The organism is Mesorhizobium sp. M0051 (genome assembly GCF_040323235.1).
In the GTDB taxonomy this organism is placed as follows: Bacteria; Pseudomonadota; Alphaproteobacteria; order Rhizobiales; family Rhizobiaceae; genus Mesorhizobium.
Map to the genome: position 1 here is coordinate 55,642 of NZ_JAMYUT010000010.1, position 13,793 is coordinate 69,434.

At 63.0% G+C, this 13,793-nt stretch carries 16 protein-coding genes; 10 read left to right on the plus strand and 6 right to left on the minus strand.

What is annotated here, in order from left to right:
• Nucleotides 1-2: 2 nt before the first annotated feature.
• On the plus strand, nucleotides 3-701 hold the full coding sequence (locus NKJ90_RS12640) for a Stf0 family sulfotransferase (RefSeq protein WP_084025411.1): 699 nt from the start codon (nucleotides 3-5) through the stop codon (nucleotides 699-701).
• Nucleotides 702-757: 56 nt separating this feature from the next.
• Here NKJ90_RS12640 and dprA read toward each other — a convergent pair whose 3' ends face one another.
• The 4 genes from dprA to NKJ90_RS12660 are packed head-to-tail and all read right to left on the minus strand — an operon-like array spanning nucleotide 758 to nucleotide 4,812.
• Nucleotides 758-1,891 carry a DNA-processing protein DprA gene (gene dprA / locus NKJ90_RS12645; protein WP_023759282.1) on the minus strand — a complete coding sequence of 378 codons (1,134 nt, stop codon included), beginning with the start codon at nucleotides 1,889-1,891 and terminating at the stop codon, nucleotides 758-760.
• Nucleotides 1,888-2,475, minus strand: coding sequence for a glycerol-3-phosphate 1-O-acyltransferase PlsY (gene plsY, locus NKJ90_RS12650; protein WP_023759281.1), 588 nt, complete (start codon nucleotides 2,473-2,475; stop codon nucleotides 1,888-1,890). Before plsY ends, dprA begins: the two co-directional genes overlap by 4 nt.
• Before the next feature lie 58 nt (nucleotides 2,476-2,533).
• Entirely contained in the window at nucleotides 2,534-3,820 is a 1,287-nt protein-coding gene (locus NKJ90_RS12655; RefSeq protein WP_023759280.1) for a dihydroorotase, read from the minus strand.
• Nucleotides 3,817-4,812, minus strand: a complete 996-nt coding sequence (locus NKJ90_RS12660; protein ID WP_023759279.1) for an aspartate carbamoyltransferase catalytic subunit — start codon at nucleotides 4,810-4,812, stop codon at nucleotides 3,817-3,819. The genes NKJ90_RS12655 and NKJ90_RS12660 overlap by 4 nt, the downstream gene beginning before the upstream one ends.
• A 212-nt stretch (nucleotides 4,813-5,024) precedes the next feature.
• On the opposite strand from NKJ90_RS12660, the gene NKJ90_RS12665 reads away from it, so the two are divergent.
• The 3 genes from NKJ90_RS12665 to NKJ90_RS12675 all read left to right on the plus strand — a co-directional run bounded on the left by NKJ90_RS12665 (nucleotide 5,025) and on the right by NKJ90_RS12675 (nucleotide 7,736).
• Entirely contained in the window at nucleotides 5,025-6,653 is a 1,629-nt protein-coding gene (locus NKJ90_RS12665) for a DNA alkylation response protein (RefSeq protein WP_023759278.1), read from the plus strand.
• A gap of 184 nt (nucleotides 6,654-6,837) precedes the next feature.
• Complete coding sequence (locus tag NKJ90_RS12670) at nucleotides 6,838-7,395, plus strand: hypothetical protein (RefSeq protein WP_023759277.1); 558 nt, start codon at nucleotides 6,838-6,840, stop codon at nucleotides 7,393-7,395.
• The gene (locus NKJ90_RS12675) at nucleotides 7,395-7,736 is read left to right on the plus strand and encodes a DUF6105 family protein (RefSeq protein WP_084025409.1); all 342 of its coding nucleotides are present in this window, start codon (nucleotides 7,395-7,397) and stop codon (nucleotides 7,734-7,736) included. The genes NKJ90_RS12670 and NKJ90_RS12675 overlap by 1 nt, the downstream gene beginning before the upstream one ends.
• Here NKJ90_RS12675 and ruvX read toward each other — a convergent pair.
• The gene (ruvX, locus tag NKJ90_RS12680; RefSeq protein ID WP_023759276.1) at nucleotides 7,654-8,160 is read right to left on the minus strand and encodes a Holliday junction resolvase RuvX; all 507 of its coding nucleotides are present in this window, start codon (nucleotides 8,158-8,160) and stop codon (nucleotides 7,654-7,656) included. The genes NKJ90_RS12675 and ruvX overlap by 83 nt on opposite strands.
• Before the next feature lie 122 nt (nucleotides 8,161-8,282).
• On the opposite strand from ruvX, the gene NKJ90_RS12685 reads away from it, so the two are divergent.
• From NKJ90_RS12685 to NKJ90_RS12710, 6 genes are all read left to right on the plus strand, one after another.
• Entirely contained in the window at nucleotides 8,283-8,990 is a 708-nt protein-coding gene (locus NKJ90_RS12685; protein WP_023759275.1) for a metal-dependent hydrolase, read from the plus strand.
• A gap of 51 nt (nucleotides 8,991-9,041) precedes the next feature.
• Entirely contained in the window at nucleotides 9,042-9,428 is a 387-nt protein-coding gene (locus NKJ90_RS12690; RefSeq protein WP_031260186.1) for a hypothetical protein, read from the plus strand.
• 130 nt (nucleotides 9,429-9,558) lie between these two features.
• The gene (gene gatC / locus NKJ90_RS12695) at nucleotides 9,559-9,846 is read left to right on the plus strand and encodes an Asp-tRNA(Asn)/Glu-tRNA(Gln) amidotransferase subunit GatC (protein ID WP_023759273.1); all 288 of its coding nucleotides are present in this window, start codon (nucleotides 9,559-9,561) and stop codon (nucleotides 9,844-9,846) included.
• Between the two features lie 7 nt (nucleotides 9,847-9,853).
• Complete coding sequence (locus tag NKJ90_RS12700; protein WP_023759272.1) at nucleotides 9,854-10,309, plus strand: GNAT family N-acetyltransferase; 456 nt, start codon at nucleotides 9,854-9,856, stop codon at nucleotides 10,307-10,309.
• The gene (locus NKJ90_RS12705) at nucleotides 10,309-11,874 is read left to right on the plus strand and encodes an amidase (RefSeq protein WP_023759271.1); all 1,566 of its coding nucleotides are present in this window, start codon (nucleotides 10,309-10,311) and stop codon (nucleotides 11,872-11,874) included. Before NKJ90_RS12700 ends, NKJ90_RS12705 begins: the two co-directional genes overlap by 1 nt.
• 129 nt (nucleotides 11,875-12,003) lie before the next feature.
• The gene (locus NKJ90_RS12710; RefSeq protein ID WP_023759270.1) at nucleotides 12,004-12,795 is read left to right on the plus strand and encodes a YdcF family protein; all 792 of its coding nucleotides are present in this window, start codon (nucleotides 12,004-12,006) and stop codon (nucleotides 12,793-12,795) included.
• Here NKJ90_RS12710 and NKJ90_RS12715 read toward each other — a convergent pair.
• Entirely contained in the window at nucleotides 12,750-13,487 is a 738-nt protein-coding gene (locus tag NKJ90_RS12715; protein WP_023759269.1) for a DUF599 domain-containing protein, read from the minus strand. The two genes, NKJ90_RS12710 and NKJ90_RS12715, sit on opposite strands and share 46 nt — an antisense overlap.
• Nucleotides 13,488-13,793 lie beyond the last annotated feature (306 nt).

Consider the following 13,793-nt stretch of genomic DNA (forward strand, 5'->3'; position numbering starts at 1 on the left):
GGGTGTGTGACGACTTACGCGGCTACGCAATTTGCACATCGCCGAGATCTGGCAGTAATTTCCTGTGCCAGCATCTCAGTGGCACTGGTGTGCTTGGACACCCGCTCGAATATTTCAATTGGCGGGGGCGCCGGTTTTTCGACGATCCAGACTTTCCCGAAAATGTAGTCGGGCAGGTCGAAAAAATTCTCACGATGGGCGCAACTCCCAATCGTATCTACGGTCTGAAAATCTTTGCTCACCAGCATGATTGGATTTCAGGACAGATCGACTGGTTCGATGCGCTTCCGAATCTCCAGTTCATCTTTCTTTCGAGGCGAGACCTTCTCGGGCAGGCTATATCCTGGGCGAGAGCTCTCCAGACCAGTCAGTACCGATCGACTCAGCAATCGAGTCAAACAGCGGTGTTCGATGCTGAGCTGATTCAGAGGCAACTCGACGCGCTGGTCCGGGAAAGGGCGCGCTGGGAGATGTTTTTTGCCCGAACCGGGATTAGCCCTCTCCGGCTCGAATACGAGTCGATAGTCGAAACTCCACCGTATGCCGTCCGTCAGGTCGCGGACATGATGGGCGTGGCGCTTCAACGCAGCCCGGATTCCATCAGCGTTGGGATCCAACAACAGCGAGATTCGATCAGTCTCGAATGGGCAGATCGTTTCAAAGGGGAACGCGGCAATCCAAATAGACTGGACCTTGTATAGACCTGTCTGCATGCAGCGGTGACGAGCGCCGAGCGGATCAGGGGCCAAGCTGCCCTTCAGGAGCTTTCGAACACCAGCGACACATTCCCGCCGGCGTGGCGCTCGAGGCGGCCGGCGAGGTCGAGTTCCAGCAGCACCATGAAGACCTGGGCCGGGTGCAGGGCGGTGTGGCGGATGATCTCGTCGATCGGCACGGGCGTCGGGCCGAGCGCCTCGATGACTCGGGCGCGATCGCTTTCGCCGGGCGGCGGCGTGACCGAGAAGTCGGGCGGCTCTTCGAACGGCGGCACGTCGGGCGCCCGCATGCCGGTCAGCGGGGCAATCGCCCTGGAAATGTCCGATGCCTCGGTGACCAGGGTGGCGCCGTCCTTGAGCAGGCCGTTGGTGCCGGCGGCGCGTGGGTCGAGCGGCGAGCCGGGTACGGCGAAGACCAGCCGGCCCATCTCGCCGGCGAGCCTTGCGCTGATCAATGATCCCGAGCGTTGTGCTGCCTCGACAACCACCAGCCCAAGGGTCGCGCCCGCGACAAGGCGGTTGCGGCGCGGGAAATCCTGTGCGCGCGGCTGCCAGCCGAACGGCATTTCCGATATGACGGCGCCGCGCTCGGCGATTTCCTCGCACAAGCCGGCATTTTCGGGCGGGTAGGGCAGGTCGAGGCCTCCAGCCAGAACTCCGATCGTACCGGTCGCAAGACTGCCCTGATGCGCCGCCGTGTCGATGCCGCGCGCCAGGCCGGAGACGATTGCGTAGCCGTCGCGTCCGAGTTCCGCCGCCAGCATGCGCGCCATCTTGATGCCGGCCAGCGATGCGTTGCGGGCGCCCACGATGGCGACCCCCGGCAGCCGGAACACTGCGGCATTGCCTTTGACCGCCAGCAGCGGTGGCGGATTGTCCATGTTGCGCAAAAGCGGCGGATAGTCTGTCTCACCGATGCCGACAAAGCGCGCGCCAGCCTTTCTGGCCGTTTCCAATTCGGCCTCGGCTTCGGCAATGGAAGGAATGCGGGCGATGCGTTTGGCGCCGCCTGAAATCATCAGCTCCGGCAGTATTTCGAGCGCCACTTCGGCTGAACCGAAGCGGTTGATCAGGTCGCGAAAAGAGGCGGGGCCGACATTCTGGGTGCGGATCAGCCGCAGCCAGCTCAGCCGCTGCCGGTCGCTGAGGCGCGGCCCGGCAGCCGGCTCGCTCACTCCCTGGCTCCGATCTTGCCCTCGTTGCCGGCAAGCAGGCGCGAAATGTTTTCCCGGTGCTTGATAAAGATGACGATGCTCATCACCACGAACAGGGCGGCATTCTGCGGCGTGCTCAACAGATAGAGGGCGATCGGCACGACGATGGCGGCCGTCAGCGCCGCCAGCGAGGAATAACGGAACAGGAATGCCATCACCAGCCAGACGATGGCGAAGATCAGCGCTACCTGCCAGGCAAGGGCGATCAGCACGCCGAGATAGGTGGCGACGCCCTTGCCGCCCTTGAAACCCAGCCATACCGGGAAGAGATGGCCCAGAAAGGCGCCAAGGCCTGCCCAGATCGCCAGTTCAGGCGAAAAATGGCCTGATATCAGCACGGCGGCCGTGCCCTTCAGCGCGTCGAGCAGCAGCGTCGCGGCGGCAAGGGCCTTGTTGCCGGTACGTAGAACATTGGTGGCGCCGATGTTGCCGGAGCCGATCTTGCGCACATCGCCAAGGCCGGCCGCGCGGGTGAGCAGAAGTCCGAAAGGAATCGAACCAAGCAAATAGCCGAACACCAATGCCAGGAGCAGGCTGTAAGTCATTGTTTCCCCCGCATTTCCCCCAGTTTAGCCGGATCAGGCGCGGTGCGCGGTGGCCAGCTCAGAACGAGAACACTGTGCGGCCCGCCACCAACGTTTGCAAGACCCTGCCTTGCATGCGTGCGCCTTCGAAACATGTGTTCTTCGAGCGCGAACGAATGCCGCTCTCGCTGACGATCCAGGGTTCCTCGAGATCGACAAGCGCAAGATCGGCGACAGCGCCCGGCTTCAGCGTGCCGCCGGGCAGTCCGAACAATCTCGCCGGGGCGGTGGACAAGGTTTCGACCAGCCTCAGCAACGGCACGTCGCCATTGTGGTAGAGCCGCAATGCCGCACCCAGCAGCGTTTCGAGTCCGATGGCACCGGCCGCCGCATCGGCGAAGGGCAGGCGCTTGGTGTCGACATCCTGAGGATCATGCGAGGAGACAATGATGTCGATCGTGCCGTCCCTGACTGCCTCGATCATCGCCAGCCGGTCTTCCTCGGCGCGCAAGGGCGGCGTCAGGCGAAAGAAGGTGCGGTATTCGCCGACGTCGTTTTCATTCAGCGACAGATTGTGGATCGCGACACCTGATGTCACGGCAGCACCGTCGGCTTTCGCACGCGTCACGGCGTTTGCCGCCATCGCCGTCGAGATCTTTGCCGCGTGATAGGAGCCGCGCGTCAGCCGCGCAAGGGCAAGATCACGCTCCAGCGGGATGGATTCTGCTTCACGCGGAATGCCGGAGAGGCCGAGCCAACTGGCGTAGAGGCCTTCATTCATCACGCCGGTCGAGCCAAGGTCGGCGTCCTGCGTCTCATGCACGATGGCGGCGCCGAAGTCACGCGCATAGGTCAGCGCACGGCGCATCACCAGCGCGCTCGATATGGTGTGGCGGCCATCGGTGAAGGCGACGGCGCCGGCTTCGCGCAGCAGGCCGAACTCCGTCATTTCGCGCCCGTCGAGGCCCTTGGTGATTGCCGCCGCCGGAAAGACGTTGACGCTTGCCGTCTCCTTGGCGGTGCGCAGCACGAACTCGACCAGCGCCACATTGTCGATCACCGGATCGGTGTCGGGCATCATGACGATAGAGGTGACGCCGCCGGCTGCCGCCGCGACACTTGCCGACGCAATGGTCTCGCGATGCTCGCCACCTGGTTCGCCGATGAAGACGCGGCCGTCGATGAGGCCTGGAATGATCGCCTTGCCGGTGCAGTCGACGACGATAGCGCCCTCGGGCGTGCCCTGGTTCAGCGCCGTCTTGCCGGCGGCAACGATCTTGCGGCCGTCGACGATGACGGTGCCGACTTCGTCCATACCACACGAGGGGTCGACGATGCGGGCGCGCTCAAAGACCGTTGTGCTCATGCGCCACGGCCCTCGTGACTGCGACCCTCTTGATTGCGACCCTCCTGATTGCGACGGGGGTCGAGCAGGGCTTCCATGACGGCCATACGTACAGCAACGCCCATCTCGACCTGTTCCTGGATGACGCTCTGCGGACCGTCGGCGATTTCCGAGGCGATCTCGACGCCGCGGTTCATCGGACCGGGGTGCATCACCAGCGCGTCGTCCTTGGCAGCCTTCAACTTCTCGGCATCGAGGCCGAAATAGCGGAAATATTCGCGCACCGAAGGCACGAAGGCGCCCTCCATGCGCTCGCGCTGCAAGCGCAGCATCATAACCACGTCGGCGCCCCTGAGTCCCTCGGCCATCGAGTGGGTGACGATGACGCCCATCTTCTCGATGCCGGTGGGCAGCAGCGTCGACGGCGCGACGACGCGCACCTGGGCGCCAAGCGCGTTGAGCAGCATGATGTTCGAGCGCGCCACGCGCGAGTGCAGGATGTCCCCGCAGATCGCCACGATCAGCTTCGACAGCGGGCCTTTGGCGCGGCGGATGGTCAGTGCGTCGAGCAGTGCCTGCGTCGGGTGCTCATGCGCGCCGTCTCCGGCATTGACGACGGAGCAACCGACCTTCTGCGCCAGAAGGGCGGCGGCGCCGGCCGACTGGTGGCGAATGATCAGGATGTCGGGGCGCATGGCGTTCAATGTCATCGCCGTGTCGATCAGCGTCTCGCCCTTCTTCACCGAGGAGCTCGCCACCGACATGTTCATGACATCGGCGCCGAGCCGCTTTCCGGCCAGCTCGAACGACGACTGCGTACGCGTCGACGCTTCATAGAACAGGTTGATCTGGGTGCGGCCGCGCAGCGTCGAGGTTTTTTTCTCGGACTGCCGCGAGATCGCGACCGCGCTGTCCGCCCGGTCGAGCAATAGCTCTATGTCGGCGGGGGAAAGATCGCGGATGCCCAGAAGATGGCGGTGAGGGTAGAGTGGCAGGGACGAAGCGTCGGTCATCTCAAGGCGCTGCTATAGGGTGGAGATTTTGTGGCTGCAAGCGCCAGCTTTGGATTGGAGCCGTTCTCCTCAATTTTTTCGTGTAGATGGCCGATTAAATCGGCCGGTATTTTCATCGCGCGCGCCGCATGGCTTGGGCTATATCTAGCCGACGGCTTCGGATTCGTGGCTTTCTGACGACAAGTGCCTTTCTGCCGATAGAAGGATTGGGCGTGACCGACGACGTGACGAACCAGCCGCCGCCGCTTACGGGCGGCAACGCCTGGCGGGGCGATCCGTTGCTGATCCAGCTCGCGGAGCGTTTTTCCGATCCAGTGCGCAAGGATCTCGACGGGCTCGGTCGGTTCGTGCTGACGCAAGAGGCGCAGGAACTGGCCCGGCTCGCCAATGTCGAGACGCCGAAGCTCAGGACGCATGACCGCCAGGGACGGCGCATCGATGTGGTCGAGTTCCATCCCGCCTACCACGCCTTGATGCGCCGCTCGGTGGCCAACGGGCTGCATTCCTCCGTCTGGGAAAACGGCGACGCCGAGATCGGCCGCCGCCATCAGGTCCGTGCCGCCCGGTTCTATCTGACGGCGGAGCTCGAGACCGGGCATCTCTGCCCCATCACCATGACCAACGCTTCGCTGGCGGCCTTGATGGCCAGCCCAAAACTGTTTCGCGAATGGGCGCCGCGCGTGACGACGCGCAAATACGACCACAGCCAAAAGCCGCCGGTCGAGAAGACCGGGCTGACGCTCGGCATGGGCATGACCGAGAAACAGGGCGGCACCGATGTGCGCGCCAATGTGACAAGGGCGGAACGTGCCGGCAGCGGGTTTTATCGCCTGACCGGGCACAAATGGTTCATGTCGGCGCCGATGTCCGACGCGTTCCTGGTGCTGGCGCAGGCGCCGGAGGGATTGTCGTGCTTTCTGGTACCGCGCGTTCTCGGTGACGGGTCGGGCAACGGCTTCCGTTTTCAGCGGCTGAAGGATAAGCTCGGCAACCGTTCCAACGCGTCCTCCGAAGTGGAATTCGTCAACTCCATCGGCGAGATGGTCGGCGAACCGGGTGCCGGCGTGAAGACGATCATGGACATGGTCACCCTGACCCGGCTGGATTGTGCCATCGCATCCTCGGCGATCATGCGTGCGGGCCTCGCCGAGGCCGTTCATCACGCGCGCCACCGACAGGTGTTCGGCTCGACACTGATCGAGCAACCGTTGATGCAGCGCGTGCTGGCCGATATGGCGCTCGATGTGGCGGCAGCCACCGCGCTGTCGTTCCGGCTGGCGCGGTCCTTCGACGAGGCGGCGAGCGATCGCGGTGAAGCGGCCTTTGCCCGCGCCATGACGCCCGTCGTCAAATACTGGGTCTGCAAGATCGCGCCGCCGCTGCTCTACGAGGCGATGGAGTGTCTCGGCGGCAATGGCTATGTCGAGGAGGCGCCGCTCGCCCGCTATTATCGCGAGGCCCCGGTCAACGCGATCTGGGAAGGCTCGGGCAATGTCATGGCGCTCGACGTGCTGCGCGTGCTTGGCCGCGCGCCTGGCCTGTTCGAGGACGTGCTGGCCGGCATCGACCGTGACCTCGGCACTGGCGGACGCGGCACGATCGGCGTGCTGAAGGCGGCGATGCAGGTTGCGTCAACCGATGAGGGCTCGGCCCGTCTGCTCACCGAACAACTGGCGCTGTCGGCAGCGGCAGCGGAGTTGCGCCGTCTTGGGGCAGGGCGGATCGCAGATGCTTTCGTCGAGACGCGTTTGGCAGGCCAATGGCGCAATACCTATGGCATGCTCGATTCTCGCCACGATGCGCGCATGATCATCGATACGCTCTATCCGCCGGTGAATTGAGCGGCGAGCATCGCAAGAACCGGCGTTTGATGCGTCGGTGGGCATCCCCACGCGTACGGCTAATCGCCGTTAACCTTAACAAATGGTTTCCGTTGCGGTGTCGAGCGGCAGGGCCCACTGTCCCGGCGAAAGCAGGGAATGGTTCAAATTTGGCCGCTCCTTGCTTTGCGAAGCGGGAACGGCGATGCGACACGTACTGACCTCTTTTCTGGCCTTGCACTGGGCGATCGTTTTCGCCCTGCTCGCACTTATCTGCATCGACGGAAGCCGTGGTGTGGTGACGGCTCTCGGCGTGTTGGGAGCCACAATCGAGGACAGCCGGCTCATCGACCTCGACAAATTTGTCGTCGTGGCGCCGCTCGCGACCGCATTGCTTGTCGTGGCGGTGCTGTTCTTCTGGGCCTTTGTCGAAACCCTGATCAACGACGCTACCAGCCAGGGCGTCGACAGCGTTGCCCGCATCGCCTTCATCTGCGCGTCCGGTGTGTTGTCGCTGATCGTCGTCGGTGGTGCCGCGCAAGGCATCAACGGGTTGTTCATGGTTGTCGCCGTGCAGTTGGCAGCACTTCTGGCGTCCTATGTCGCCATGCTAGCCGAGCGGCGATCCGCGGTTGCGGTGGTTGCTTCAGGCGAGGGCGAGGTTCGCGCCGTCGCGCATGGCATGGCAAAGGCCGCAGCCCACAATTCGCTGCTTTCACTCATATCGGGCCGAACAGGCTCTAATTCCGGGGGAGACCGCTGATGCGTTACATCTTCGCATCCTGGGCGGCCCCCATGGCGATTTTCTGGGGCTGGTTCTATCTGTCGGCCAATGACATCAATTTTGGCTACACGATGCTCAGCCGACAGATGCACGACTTCTTCTTCCAGCTCTATGGTCAGATGCTCGGCATCGATCCGGCGACCATCCCCGACATGGTGGCAAAGGCCTGCGTCTTCGACGGGTTTCTGCTGATGGCATTGTGGGCGTTCCGCCGCCGTCGCGAGATCACAGGCTGGGTCAGCCGGCGTTGGGCAGGTCCGGGTCCGTTCGACCGGATGCGTGGAGCGATTGAAGCCGGTCCAAAACTCCCTGCAGAATAAACGCGGCTGCCGCCGAATCGATCTTGCCGGCGCGTTTGCGGCGCGAGAAGTCCATCTCGATCAGCGTTCTTTCGGCCGCGACCGTCGATAGCCTTTCATCCCAGAGCACGAAGGGCAGGTCGCTGATCTGCGCCATGTTGCGAACGAAGGCACGCGATTTCTGCGCGCGCGGCCCTTCTGAACCGTCCATGTTGATCGGCAGCCCGATCACCACCGCGCCGGCGTTCTCCTTTTGCAGCAAGGCGAGCAGCACCGCCGCATCGAGCGAGAATTTCCTTCGCATGATGACTGGTCGCGGATGGGCGAAGGAAAACCCCTGGTCCGACACCGCGACGCCAATCGTCTTATCGCCGAGGTCGATCCCGGCCAGCGTCTTGCCTCCGGTTAACCGCGCCGGCAATTCCTCGATCGTGATAATGCCCACCGGCGTCCTTCACCTTCACCGCTATGTGTTCTCTCAAACGCACAACGGACACTGTAACCCTTTGATCTCCGGTCTATCGGCGTTCTATCCTTTGGCAAGCCAAAAATCGAGGAGTGCGTTCCATGAAACTGACCTGGTATGGCCACTCGGCCTTTCGCATTGAAACCGCTGACGCCAAGATCCTCATCGATCCCTACCTGATCGGCAATCCGTCCTGGACGGGCGGCTGGGAAGGGCCCGCCGAGGGCGTCACGCATGTGCTGCTGACGCATGGACACAGCGACCACATCAGCGGCGCGCTGGAAGTGCTTGGCAAAAGCGGTGCCCAACTGGTCGCGAATTTCGAGATCTGCATGTACCTGGTCGGCAAGGGCGTCAGCGACAAGAAGATCAACCCCGGCAACATCGGCGGCACCGTCGATTGCGGCAGCTTCACCACCACGTTCGTCCAGGCGCTGCATTCCTCCTCGTTTGGCGAAGAGGGTGGTAAGAACGTCTATCTCGGCAATCCCGGTGGTCTCGTCCTGCACTTCCCGGAAGACAAAACGCTCTACCACATGGGCGACACCGACATCTTCTCCGACATGGCGCTGATCAACGAATTGCACGAGCCGAAGATCGGCATCGTGCCGATCGGCGACCGCTTCACCATGGGTGGCGCGGTGGCGGCACTTGCCTGCCGCCGGTTCTTCAAGTTCGAGACCGTGGTTCCCTGTCACTTCGGCACATTTCCGATGATCGATCCGACCGCCGATAAGTTCGAGGCCGGCCTGGAAGGATCCGGTGTGACGGTGGCATTGCCTGACATCGGAGAGACGATTACGATTTAGAAGTAGCCAAGGCGGAATAAATCGGTGTTGGGGCGATCTCTTTACGTGTCCATGTTTGTTGCGGCATCGCCCGCGCTCGCCGCGGATGATTTCATAGAGGGCGTCTATCTTCAGTCCGAGGAGCTTTGCAAACAGGCCAAAAAAGACACGCTGCAAACGCTTGTCGACGCAGGGAACATCGTGCTTTCGGCCCGCGGCCTGCAAAGCGTCGAATACAATTGCGAGTTTCTGCAGATCAGCAAGGCGACGGCCTCGCAAAGCTGGGCGGTGACGGCAATCTGCCAGGAGCCGGGCTATGTCTTTCCGGATGTCCTCTCGGTGACGCAAATCAACCCGAAGCAGGTCGATCTCGCGTCGGTTCGGCCCACCGATAGCGAAAGCGAGGCAAGCGGCAACAGCGGCAGCTACTATCTGTGCGAGGGCGTTGCCCTGCCGTAGACAGCACCTTGCCCTTGGACCGATGGCCGAGAGCCGGGCCGCCACCACGGTCCGGTCTGCCGCATGATGCATGTTGCGCACCGCGCGCGGCGCCGCTATAGCCCGAACTGGTTTTCCCCGAGGCAAAAACATGTCCGTCGATCTGCAAACAGTGAAGCGCGTCGCGCATCTCGCCCGCATCGCGGTGAATGAAGAAGATGCCGAGCGCATGACTGGCGAGCTGAACGCCATCCTCGGCTTCGTCGAGCAGCTGAACGAGGTCGATGTTTCCGGCGTCGAGCCGATGACCTCGGTGACCCCGATGGAGATGAAGAAGCGCCAGGACGTTGTCACCGACGGCAGCAAGGCGACCGATATCGTCGCCAACGCGCCGGCGACCGACGAGAATTTCTTCCTCGTTCCGAAGGTCGTGGAGTAGCGGGCCAATGGCAATCGAGATCGCCATCGAGACGCCGCTGCAGGACGATGTGCGCGGCCTGGTCAAGGAACTCAACCAGACCTTGCTCGAATTGACACCGCCGGAGCACTGCTACCACCTGACGGTCGAGCAGATGGCCGGCGACGACACGACCGTCTTCATCGCCCGCGAGGATGGTCTCGCTGTTGGCTGCGGCGCGCTGAAGCGCCATGACGGCGCCATCGGCGAGGTCAAGCGCATGTTCACGCGGCCTTCGCATCGCGGCCGCAAGATCGGCGCCAGGATCGTCGAGCGGGTCGAGGCGCTGGCGCGCAATGAGGGACTGACGCGCCTGGTGCTGGAGACGGGCGATCGCCATCCCGCCGCGTGGACCGTCTACGAACGTGCCGGGTTTTCGCGCTGCGGCCCGGTGCTGGATTATCCCGATTCCAAGTGGTCGGTTTTTTACGAAAAGAGCCTTTGATGAGCGACCTGACCCAGCTGACGATTTCGCAGGCCCGCGCCAAGCTGCGCGGCAAGGAGATCACCGCGACCGAGATCACCGAGGCCTATCTGTCGGCCATCGATCGCGCCAATCCGGCCCTCAATGCCTATGTCGCGGTGACCGGCGACAAGGCGCGCGACATGGCCAAGGCCTCCGACGCAAAACTGGCGAAGGGCGAGGGCGGTGCGCTGGAAGGCATCCCGCTCGGCATCAAGGACCTGTTCGGCACCGAAGGCGTCCATACCCAGGCCTGCAGCCATGTGCTCGACGGTTTCAAGCCGCGTTATGAATCGACCGTCACCGCCAATCTGTGGGCCGACGGCGCGGTCATGTTGGGCAAGCTCAACATGGACGAATTCGCCATGGGCTCGTCGAACGAGACGTCTTATTACGGGCCGGTCATCAACCCGTGGCGGCGGTCGCGCCTCGACACTGTGGTGATGCCGACGACGCATCAGGGCGACGGCGGCTTCGTCTCGGCCGGCGGCACCAGGACCGCGCGCAGCCTGGACAATGCGCAGCTGGTGCCGGGTGGTTCTTCCGGCGGTTCGGCGACCGCGGTTTCGGCTTTCCTGTGCGCCGGCGCCACGGCGACGGATACTGGCGGCTCGATCCGCCAGCCGGCAGCCTTCACCGGCACCGTCGGCATCAAGCCCACCTATGGCCGCTGCTCGCGCTGGGGCATCGTCGCCTTCGCTTCGTCGCTCGACCAGGCCGGCCCGATCGCCCGCGACGTGCGCGATGCCGCGATCCTGTTGAAGTCCATGGCGTCCGTCGATCCGAAGGATACGACCTCGGTCGACCGGCCGGTGCCGGACTATGAGGCGGCGATCGGCAAGCCGATCAAGGGCATGAAGGTCGGCATCCCCAGGGAATACCGCGTCGACGGGATGCCCGAAGAGATCGAGGCGCTTTGGCAGAAGGGCATTGCCTGGCTGAAGGACGCCGGCGCCGAAATCGTCGACATTTCCCTGCCGCATACCAAATATGCCTTGCCGGCCTATTACATCGTAGCCCCGGCTGAAGCTTCGTCCAACCTCGCCCGCTATGACGGCGTCCGTTATGGATTGCGCGTGCCGGGCAAGGATATCGTCGACATGTATGAGAAGACCCGCGCCGCCGGCTTCGGCCGCGAGGTCAAGCGCCGCATCATGATCGGCACCTATGTGCTGTCGGCCGGCTACTACGATGCCTACTATCTGCAGGCGCAGAAGGTGCGCAATCTGATCAAGCGCGACTTCGAGACCGTCTTCGCCGCCGGCGTCGATGTCATCCTGACCCCGGCAACGCCGTCCGCCGCCTTCGGCATCGCCGATGAGGACATGGCTGCCGATCCGGTCAAGATGTATCTCAACGACATTTTTACGGTCACGGTGAACATGGCCGGCCTGCCCGGCATAGCCGTGCCCGCCGGGCTCGACGCCAAGGGCCTGCCGCTTGGGCTGCAGCTGATCGGCCGGCCATTCGACGAGGAAACCCTGTTCCAGACCGCTGCCGTCATCGAGCAGGCGGCCGGCACATTTCAGCCGGAAAAGTGGTGGTAAGCATGCCGCTCGTCTAGCGCATGACCCCGAAAATCGACATCGATTTTCGGAAAGGATCATGCGCAAAATCAAAGTGTTACAGCGTCCTTTGCGCGTCCAAGCACGCGCGGCGCTGTAATGGGGTGAGCGATGTTCTTCTATTTTTCCAAGATATTCTGGTTTTTCATCCAACCGCTCAATTTGGCGATCTTCCTGCTGCTGGCGGGATTGCTCGCGGCGATGATCGGCCGGCGGCGGCTGGCGGTCACCGGCAGCGTGCTGGCCCTCCTGATCCTTGCGCTGTCGGCCTGGACGTCGCTTGGCGCCATGATGCTCAACCCGCTGGAAGAGCGCTTTGCGCGCCCGAAGCTGCCGGAAAAGGTCGACGGCATCGTCGTGCTCGGCGGCGGTTTTGAAGGCGCCATCAATCTGGTGCGCGGCGGCTATGAGCTTAACAGCAGCGGCGATCGGATGGTCGAGGCCGCGATTCTGGCCCGGCGCTTCCCCACTGCCAAGGTGATCGTCTCGGGCGGCACCGGCGAGTTGTTTCCCGACGGCGAGGGCGACGCCGCCACAGCGCCTCGTCTGCTCACCGCGCTTGGTGTGACGGCCGATCGCCTGATCCTGGAGAACAGATCCCGAAACACCTACGAGAATGCCGTCTTCACCAAGGAACTGGTGACGCCGAAGCCCGGCGAGACCTGGCTGCTGGTGACCTCTGCCTTCCATATGCCGCGCGCCAAGGCGCTGTTCGACAAGGCCGGCTTTGCGACCGTTCCCTGGCCGGTCGACTATCGCACCTCGGGGCGGGAAGGCATCGGCCTCTTCCGCGACAATCCCACCGATTCGCTGCAGACCACCAGCATCGCTATTCGCGAATGGGCCGGACTGATCGCCTACTGGCTGTCGGGGCGGATCGATCGACCCTTTCCTGGCGGCTGACCGATCACCGCTTGCCTGGCCGCCGAGAAGAACTGGCGCCGCACCAGCACGGCCAGCAGCAACAGCGTCGACAACACGAAAACCATGGGGTCGACGAACCAGCCGAGATAGCCGATCGAGAAGAACACGCCGCGCAGGCCGGAGTTGAAATGTTTTCCGGCGAGCATGTTCATCTGTGTCGCGCGCCAGACCGCCGTTTCGGTAACCGGATTGCGCGAGGCTTCGCCATGCGGGATCGGCACGGCGCCGATCAGGATCGTGCAGTAGTTGAACAGCCGATAAGCCCAGCCGAATTTAAAGAACGAAAACGCCAGGATCAGCACCAGTCCGAACACCTTTATCTGGAAGGCCGCGCGTGACGGGGCGCCGCCCAGGGGCAGATCGCTGAGCACTTCAAGAACCCGGTCGGACGCGCCCAGCAAGGCAAAGCAGCCGCCGATCGCGATCAGGGAGCTGGACGCGAAGAAGGCGGTGCCTTGCTGCAGACCGCTCATGATGGCGGTGTCGACGATGCGGATCTCGCGCTCGGCCATGGTCCGCATCCAGGCTTGCCGCTGTGCATTCATCGCCGTGGTCAGCGACACCCGGCTGGTCAGCTTGCCGTCGGAAGCGAGCGTGTGCAGCAGCCACGCGACGAGGAAGAAGGCCAGCGCCGCGAGATCGGCTGTCGAAAGATCGATAGAATCGCCCATAGGCTGAATCTATCACATCCGGTGCGGTCGCTTCGATGTCCGCAACCAGCGATCTAGGGCTTCGAATTCAGGTGAACAAAAGACCTGACGACGGCCAGTTCGGCGATGTCGGCAGCTTTTGTGCCGGTAGCTTTTCACGATAGGAATTTTTTCTTGATTTCGTGACCCCAGCTATGGTACATATTCGTTCATGGTGTTGATTTGCGCCAGCGACCCGCCGCGCAGGCGGGTTTTTCGTTTCCGTCAGCCAACGCGCCGGCGAAGGCTCCGAAGGAACCCCTTAACCCGAGTTCGTAGCCTTGACCA

Bases quoted from the DNA above. Each gene is read 5' to 3' on its own strand.
- NKJ90_RS12670 (WP_023759277.1), top strand. From the start codon at position 6,838: ATGCGACACGTACTGACCTCTTTTCTGGCCTTGCACTGGGCGATCGTT.
- NKJ90_RS12690 (WP_031260186.1), top strand. From the start codon at position 9,042: ATGTTTGTTGCGGCATCGCCCGCGCTCGCCGCGGATGATTTCATAGAG.
- NKJ90_RS12705 (WP_023759271.1), top strand. From the start codon at position 10,309: ATGAGCGACCTGACCCAGCTGACGATTTCGCAGGCCCGCGCCAAGCTG.
- NKJ90_RS12675 (WP_084025409.1), top strand. From the start codon at position 7,395: ATGCGTTACATCTTCGCATCCTGGGCGGCCCCCATGGCGATTTTCTGG.
- NKJ90_RS12715 (WP_023759269.1), bottom strand. From the start codon at position 13,487: ATGGGCGATTCTATCGATCTTTCGACAGCCGATCTCGCGGCGCTGGCC.
- NKJ90_RS12685 (WP_023759275.1), top strand. From the start codon at position 8,283: ATGAAACTGACCTGGTATGGCCACTCGGCCTTTCGCATTGAAACCGCT.
- NKJ90_RS12660 (WP_023759279.1), bottom strand. From the start codon at position 4,812: ATGACCGACGCTTCGTCCCTGCCACTCTACCCTCACCGCCATCTTCTG.
- NKJ90_RS12700 (WP_023759272.1), top strand. From the start codon at position 9,854: ATGGCAATCGAGATCGCCATCGAGACGCCGCTGCAGGACGATGTGCGC.
- NKJ90_RS12710 (WP_023759270.1), top strand. From the start codon at position 12,004: ATGTTCTTCTATTTTTCCAAGATATTCTGGTTTTTCATCCAACCGCTC.
- gatC (WP_023759273.1), top strand. From the start codon at position 9,559: ATGTCCGTCGATCTGCAAACAGTGAAGCGCGTCGCGCATCTCGCCCGC.
- plsY (WP_023759281.1), bottom strand. From the start codon at position 2,475: ATGACTTACAGCCTGCTCCTGGCATTGGTGTTCGGCTATTTGCTTGGT.
- NKJ90_RS12655 (WP_023759280.1), bottom strand. From the start codon at position 3,820: ATGAGCACAACGGTCTTTGAGCGCGCCCGCATCGTCGACCCCTCGTGT.